This is a genomic window from Bradyrhizobium sp. UFLA06-24, from assembly GCF_054967145.1.
Genome location: NZ_JADFUE010000127.1, coordinates 1 through 7,334 on the forward strand (window position 1 = coordinate 1; position 7,334 = coordinate 7,334).

Below are 7,334 nucleotides of genomic sequence, written 5' to 3' on the forward strand. Positions count from 1 at the left end.
TGAAATGTTGTAGCCGAGGCCTCGAATCGAGGCGCCCAGGCGCATTTGCCTTTTGTCTGCCATTTGTCTCTCCAGCCTATGTAAGTTGCATTTATAGTGACCCCTATGAGGTAGAGGCCATTCCTGTCATGCGGTCTCGGTCGTGGACGGTCGTCCAATTCCTGCAATGCCGAACCAAATTGCGCTCAAGAACCATCTAGGCCTGCCTGAGTACGGAAGAGGCATGGCTTCTCGGTACGGGCCGCACCAGACCAAAGTAGCCTCTCTAGCAGGCTAGAGCGCCGAGTCGGCATCCTCGAATTTCCGGATGAAAGCCTCCAGAAACTCGCGGACGGCGCTAATTTGCTCTGGACTGAATCCAGAAAGGCATTCCGCTTCGTATCTATCGCCTCGCACCTGAATCGCGTTCCGTTTGTCGCGCCCAGCCTCTGTCAGAGAGACTCTCTCTTTGAGATCTTGAGTGAGGAGGCCGCGTTCGATTAACTCCGCAACCGCATCTGCGCAGTCGTCTGGCACAGCAAAGATCTGCTGAGCCAGGTCGCCGATGGCCTGGCCGGGATTGGCGTAAAGCGCCCACAAAACCCGGCTCTGCAGATAGTTGACGCCTTCTGCGCGCCGGTGTTTCTCAAAGCGACCAACCTGGAGCCGGGTTGCGTCAAGGAGTAGTTTCGACAATGCCGCCATCGCTCTAGATTCTGGGCGAGCTGGTGTGACAGGCGCATCAGGCGCGGATTGCAATTGTGGATGAATCTGTGGGACAGCATATTTGCTTTGAACGAACAAAAGCGGCTTGCCCGAATAGCGCACGAACCGCTGCACTCGTCCGATAATGATCAAGTGATCGCCGCCCTCATAGGTCGCTTCTTGCTCGCATTCGAACAAGGCGACAATTCCCGGCAGTACGGGACAGCCATTGCTGCCTTTGAACCATTGAAGCCCCGCAAATTTGTCGTCTGTCGAACTTGAAAATTGCTGCGAGACTCCGATCTGGTCTTCCGCGAGGACATTGATCGTGAAGTGACGCGCCCGCTCAAACATCGAAAAGCTGCGCGAGGAGCGAGCGATGGACCAAAGCACAAGCGGAGGGTTGAGCGACAAAGACGAAAACGAGCCGATTGTTGTCCCCGCGAGCCGTCCGTCGATCTGCGTGGCGACCACGGTGACGCCCGTTCCGAATTGTCCCAGACTCGTTCGAAACGACCGCGGATCTAGCTCTGCGCGCCCATCGTCCAAGACAGAGGGACCTACCAGGGCGTCCTCTACTGCATCTTTTGGGGATGATGCATCCAATGGCGCGGTCGACGCGGCAATGCCATCCGTTGATTGTGTCACTGAGTTCGCCATGCCAGCCAATGCTCGTTGATGTGGATTGTAATGGTTATTCTGCCATCGATAAGGTGGACCGAGCGCGCCCGCGCGGGTGGGACGACGAATGGCAGCGGTAGTGAACTCGTCGCCGTCTTAATCATTGAACGGCGGGCCGGGTCGCCTGAACGATGAAGTGATGTCCGCCTAGTCATGACATTCGTTCTTAAGGGACGCAAAACTCATTGACCGTTCAGCGGCGTTTTTGCCGACGGGCGTCGCTTCGGCCGGGATCGCTCAAGTACGAGCCCAATATTCGAAAAACACTATAGGTTGCTGGAGAGCGGATTCGCAGCGAACCGCGCGCAAACATCGAAGATAAGCAGCAAAAAGCACACAGATCGCGCAGAATCGCGCCGCCGTATTGCGGGTCGCGAAGGTCGAGGTATTTGCGTACTGTTCCGTGTACACGTGGTGATCTTGTGAGTCTTGCAGCCTCATCGGATCGCGCAATATGTCGGCTCGCTTACTTGCGAGGCCCGACGAGCACCTACATCGTAACGACGTCTGGCACGAATGCCCCGGAGGGCTGCGGTCGGAGGCGCACGCACAGAAGGCGCGAGCGCCGCGGCCGAGCCAAAATGGAGCCTCTTGCCGCCGCAAGCGCCATAGCCAGAACAACGTGGGTTACAACGAGATGCTCTGCTGCGGACGACACTCGCGTTCGTCGTCAACGTCCATTATCGGCAAACGTTTGACCCCACCCGAGCCGGGGATGCTATCTGACACCGACGGACGCCATGGTCATTCGGCAGAGATCAGTAATGTCGTAGACCGGTAGATCCACGATTTGGCGGATTGCCGTTGCCACCATCGGAAAGCCCGCGCACTCGAACAGGATAGCCACGATCTCTGGATGCTTGGCTCGAAGCCGCGCGATGCAGCCCGTGACATCCTGCTCCATTCCGACCACGTCGATTGGTGGCGCCGGCTGCTTCATCTCGTCATGCCAGAACTTGCCGCCTTCGATGCCGCCTACCACGATTCGCGCCCGCTCTCTCGGATCATAAACTCCGAGGAGGTCTTCACCACAGTGAGATGAATCATAGGTGAGGACGGCGATTTTGGCGGCCGCTGGGAACTGCCGGAGCAACGCTGGTAACAGGAGCAGGCTTGACATAACCACAGGTACGTTCACTGAAGCGGCCACGGCTGCCTGATGCCGGATAGAGAAGCCACAAGTCGAGGTAATCGCGACAGCGCCTCGGTGCACAAGTCGCCGGGCCGCAGCGATGAAGGCCGGTTCAAGTGCAGGATCACCGCGCACAACATTTTCAACCCAAGCCCCGGCAACGGTTTCCGCGAGGACGGGAAAATGGAACGTAGCAGTCGGATTGAGCAGCGACCCAGGCCATGCCTCCGGCGGAGGCGCGTCCGGCAAATCGCCGCGTTCGAGGTTGAGGATTCCCAGATAGGGGGGGCTTTGCGATCTCATTGAGGGAGCGTAGCCGCAACCTGAAGCCGAATTCTCATAATAAGGGCTGCCTTGGTGCCGAAACTCTGCAGTGAAGTGTGGCTCGCGCAAGGGTTGGTTCATCTGCGATCTCAAACACGGATCAGGCGGAAGCGAGTTGAATCATGACCGAATAGGTCGGGTTTGCTCGCCCACCTTTTGAACCGGTGGCCGGGTCCGATGACTGGCGAGGGTATCCTTGCCCAAGCAGACAAATGATGTCGAGATCTTTACGCGCAGGAAAGCGCCCCTCGACGCCGTGGCCTCCTTCGGGCAATCTCATGGAAGAGCGATGCATTCGGGCAGCCTTGCGGCAACGCGCGGCCCCAGGCCCTTGAGAGGCGATCAATGCAGTCCACCCTCAGCTTGCAACCCTCGCAGCGCGTTTCGCCGCGCATGAGCGCAAGCTCCAGCCCGGCGGCACCGGCGTCAGCCGGAGTGATCCCCAGCAGGCTCATAGCGGCCGCCAGCGGATTCAAAGACGTATGGGTCGCGAGACGATCTGCGGGGACCAAGATCGCGTACGCGGCCGCTGCAATCATCCCAAGCACGACTACGCTGAATGCGATTCATACGAATTTTCCAAGTTGTTGGAAACGTATGTTGCAACTACTCAGGAAAACGCGACTTGATTTGCGTCAACAAGCATGAAGCTTCGGGGCACATTGGTGCAATTAAGCGCATCGAATTACATTGGCGGGCGAGCATGATGCTTTGCGTGGGCCTATTTTGATTGAAGTGCTCCTGCTCGATTGACGGCGCAGCCGACGCTGGAAAGATGTGTCAGAGTGGAGAAATGATAGAGGCATCTTCCGTCAGAATGCTCGCCGCGCGAGAAGATGGTACGCCGTTCCACGAGGAAAGCTGCGCGCCTGGACCCAATACTGCAGCCGTTCTCCGGCATTCAGAAAACATTTTACGGGCGAGAGATACCAGGCCTCGCGACATGAAGGCGATCAACGCGACGTCGACTCGCTTTAGTGGCGCTGCAGGTCAGTGGAGTAGGCAAGAGCGTTAGAGAGACTCGAATCCGGCCAAGGGCTGTGCCCTCCGAACTAGCTGTGAGCTCCGCTGCTTTGGCAGTTCCACGGCCGCAATGGCAACCGGCGGAGCCTACGAGGGCTCCGTCGGCCGCTGATGTTATGGCACTTATGCCGTCCGCCACTTCAACCATCGCTCTTGGATGTAATCAGAATTCGACTTGCCATCGGCGCGTTTGGCAGCCAGCCAATTGGAGTCTTCGATGATGGTCTTCGCAGCATTCTCCGGATTGACGCTAAGCAGGGGAATGAGGTCGGCCGGTAGATGTTCAAGCTGATGGCTATTCGGCGCTGAGTAGCCGGTGCCCTGAGTAACGCCGGCAGCAATCTGAGCGCGATTCATGAATGCGATAAATTTTTGCGCATTCCCGGTGTTTGGTGAGCCCTTGAGGATCACACCGACGGTGCTCCCCGCCAGATCAGCACCGTCCCAGATGAATTTGATCGGAGCGCCCTGCTTCATTGCGCTGAGCACGCGGCCGTCATACACGCTGGTCATCGCGTATTCTCGGTTGATCAGCAGTTGAGTCGGTTCACCACCAGCATTCCACCACTTTGTGATGTGGGGCTTGATCTCGTTTAGCTTTTCGAATGCGCGATCGAGTTTGTCATCGGTCAGCGGCCAAATGTTGTTTGGTGCGACCCCGGCTGCGACAAGCGCAAATGTCAACGTACGCCAGGGGTTGATGACGCTCAGTCCCCGCGGCCCAGGAAATTTCTTGACGTCCCAAAAATCAAACCAGTTTTTCGGGCCACCTTGCGGGAAAGCGCGCTCGTCGTAGGCGAGAACCGTCGCGGTGGAGTAAAGCAGGGCGCCAGCCTCGAGACGAGCGCTCGGAGGGACGCCTTTGAGCGACTCTTGATCCCAAAGTTTGTAGTCGATCGGCACGAACATTCCGGTTGCATGCATCCCGAGATAGCTCACGATCGAAACCTGGGCGATGTCCCAATCGACCCGGCCGGCCCGGGACATCGCCATGACCTGCGGGTCAGCGATATCAGCGACCACGTCGACGACCTTTATTCCGGTCGCCTTGGTGAATGGATCATGGACGTATCGTCGAAAGCCCTCAGTGTAGGAGCCGCCAAATGTCTGAACGACGACTTCCCCACTGCCGGCGAGCTTTTCCTCTGCCCAGGCGAGCGTGGACTTCGTGACAAGCGGCATGGCTAGCGAACTTGCCGTTGCTTGTAGGATCAATCGCCGGGTCATGCTGGCGCTTGAAGCGCCGTTGGTGTTCTGCTTGGTCATTAGGTCCCTCCTTGCAAGGCCAAACGAGCGTTGCGAGCGCAATCATCGGGTCGCCAGCTGTGCAGCCTGGCGACCGTCAGCCTGCGATCCCCACAAAGGAACCTTAGCGGTTTGCTGCATGGATTCTCATCCAACACCGATGTAGAAACGAAGAAAGAATAGAGCTAGCGGCCCAGCCACGCAGGATTCCTGCGCACATACCGCACTTGAAAACAAGTGAGGACCTTGCGGCGACCTTCGGTAAACGCTCGTGTCACGCAAGTCATGTGGGCTGCTTCAGGGCAGGCCACCGGGTTAACCCAAGGGTGAGCTGCTGGTTTGAGGCGGCGCCCCGATCAACGGCAACGCCAGCGTCGATCGATAATATTCGCCGGTCTTTCGCTCGCTTGGCGCAATGGAAGTCCTCGACGAGCGCCATTTATGTCGGAGCAATCCAGCCAGCTGGCTGACAAAGCATGCGCGCGCTTCGCCAATCGCACTTGGCTTGAGTTGCGCGCGTGCTGAGGCTCTAACTCGAAGGCCCATGCCGAGCTTACTGCCGCCAATCCGTGCTGCGGCCTTCGATTTGGCGGACCGCAGCCCGCCATTCCTTGATTCCGAATTCGGGCAAGGCACGCTTCGGCTTGTTGCGCTTGGCATAGTCTTTCACCACCTCGGGATCGATCGGCGTCGGCGGCTCGTCCAAGGTGCGGGCGATCACTTCGATCTCGCAGGCACGTACCAGGGCGTACATGCGCTGGAGTGCGGCCTGAGGCGTTGCGCCGATGGTGAGCAGGCCATGGTTGCGCAATATGAGGCATTCGCCCTTTTGGCAGGTTACGCCTAGCGCATCGCCCTCGTTATATGAGCCGAGCGAGCCATACTCGTGATAGGTGACCTCGTCGTAGACTTCGAGCGCGTCTTGACTGATTGGCCTGAGGCCATGCTTCAGGACAGAAATGCCGGCGCCCGCGCGTACGTGAGTGTGCATCACGCAATTGACATCGGTCTTGGCCCTGTAGATGCCAGCGTGAATGATAAAGCCCGCGTCGTTGAAGGCCCCGTTTTTGGCATATACTTTGCCGTCGGTGTCCATCTTCACCAAGCTGGATGCGGTGACCTCGCCGAACAAATCGCCGTAATTGTTGATCAGGAAGCAGTTCGGTTCACCGGGAATACGTGCCGATAGATGGGAGTTGATCGTATCGGTCCAGCCGTAAAGGTCGCAGATCCGGTATAGCGCAGCAAGGTCGCAGCGGATTTGCCATTCGGCGTCAGTCATATTGGTGCGATCTTGGTGAACAACGGCAACCATCACGCGCGCTCCTCGTGGAATTAGCATTCAGCTTTTTCAAATGTAATCGGGCTCGAATGCGCACAATGTGCAAAGGAGCGGTCTGGTACGCCAAAATCCTGCGCCCCGAGGACGCTTTTGACCAAATTCAGCGGGTACCGCGCGAGAGGCGGTCAGCTCCTCGCACCGATTCGTTCAAATTACCTAGTTCTCGATTGCCGGAAAGACCAAGATCAGGGTCGCAGCTCGACAGGCATCCCTGGAGTAAGCGGAAGAACAGGTCGCCTGTGTATTCAAAAAGGGTGGCGCGCACATCTTCGCTTTGGAGAGATTATATCGGCCGGCTTCCTTTGACCTGACGCGCAGTGCAACTCTGCGGAAAGAAGCGGGTTGCCGCTTTCGGGGAGGGCGAAACCGCCGGGCAGGAATTGGTATCGCCGAACTCCAGCGAACAGTGCGCCCTTTTCGTTGAAATCCGGCAATCATGTTCGAATTCCTCAGCTTTCAGTAGCGAAATCGCCTTTAGCATCTTCGGCCAGAACACATCTCAAGAGCGCTATCGGAATGAAATTGGATTTGCAGATGGGAGCGGCTGAAGTGAAGAAGTCCGAGGCAAGCATCAAGGTCGACGCTGAGCCCCTACTTGCGCCCCGAATTCAAGACGCAGGTCGGTGAAGGGCTGCACAGCGGTGACCTGGTGTCCAAGCAGACCGTTGTCGATGGCTTGGAGCTGAGATCCGGCCTGGTAAACCGCTAAAGGTGGGAATTCCTCGCATGTGCGACGCAAGAAGTGCGGCTTTATCGAAAGCCTATCCGTCGGGATTGTGATTTATCAACTTCAGTGAATGGAAGGACCAGTTTGAAAAATGAGTGACTCCCATAGAGGGGCGGTTCGGACATCGTCGCCAAAACGCAATCTGCAGTTTTACGGCGCACCGGTGGGTATCTTGA

4 protein-coding genes are annotated in these 7,334 nt (G+C 57.5%); all 4 read right to left on the minus strand.

Going from position 1 to position 7,334, the window contains the following annotated elements; genetic code table 11:
* Positions 1–273: 273 nt before the first annotated feature.
* The 4 genes from IF809_RS37420 to IF809_RS37435 all read right to left on the minus strand — a co-directional run bounded on the left by IF809_RS37420 (position 274) and on the right by IF809_RS37435 (position 6,404).
* Complete coding sequence (locus IF809_RS37420) at positions 274–1,344, minus strand: flavin reductase (RefSeq protein WP_441258722.1); 1,071 nt, start codon at positions 1,342–1,344, stop codon at positions 274–276.
* 739 nt (positions 1,345–2,083) lie between these two features.
* Positions 2,084–2,902, minus strand: a complete 819-nt coding sequence (locus tag IF809_RS37425) for an aspartate/glutamate racemase family protein (RefSeq protein WP_441258721.1) — start codon at positions 2,900–2,902, stop codon at positions 2,084–2,086.
* A 1,065-nt stretch (positions 2,903–3,967) separates the two neighbouring features.
* The gene (locus IF809_RS37430; protein ID WP_441258720.1) at positions 3,968–5,110 is read right to left on the minus strand and encodes an ABC transporter substrate-binding protein; all 1,143 of its coding nucleotides are present in this window, start codon (positions 5,108–5,110) and stop codon (positions 3,968–3,970) included.
* A 532-nt stretch (positions 5,111–5,642) separates the two neighbouring features.
* Positions 5,643–6,404 (minus strand): class II aldolase/adducin family protein, encoded by a 762-nt coding sequence (locus IF809_RS37435; RefSeq protein ID WP_441258719.1) that lies wholly within the window; start codon positions 6,402–6,404, stop codon positions 5,643–5,645.
* Between the last annotated feature and the right edge of the window lie 930 nt (positions 6,405–7,334).

Coding starts and splice junctions, on each gene's coding strand:
- IF809_RS37425 (WP_441258721.1), bottom strand. CDS start 2,902: ATGAACCAACCCTTGCGCGAGCCACACTTCACTGCAGAGTTTCGGCAC.
- IF809_RS37420 (WP_441258722.1), bottom strand. CDS start 1,344: ATGGCGAACTCAGTGACACAATCAACGGATGGCATTGCCGCGTCGACC.
- IF809_RS37430 (WP_441258720.1), bottom strand. CDS start 5,110: ATGACCAAGCAGAACACCAACGGCGCTTCAAGCGCCAGCATGACCCGG.
- IF809_RS37435 (WP_441258719.1), bottom strand. CDS start 6,404: ATGGTTGCCGTTGTTCACCAAGATCGCACCAATATGACTGACGCCGAA.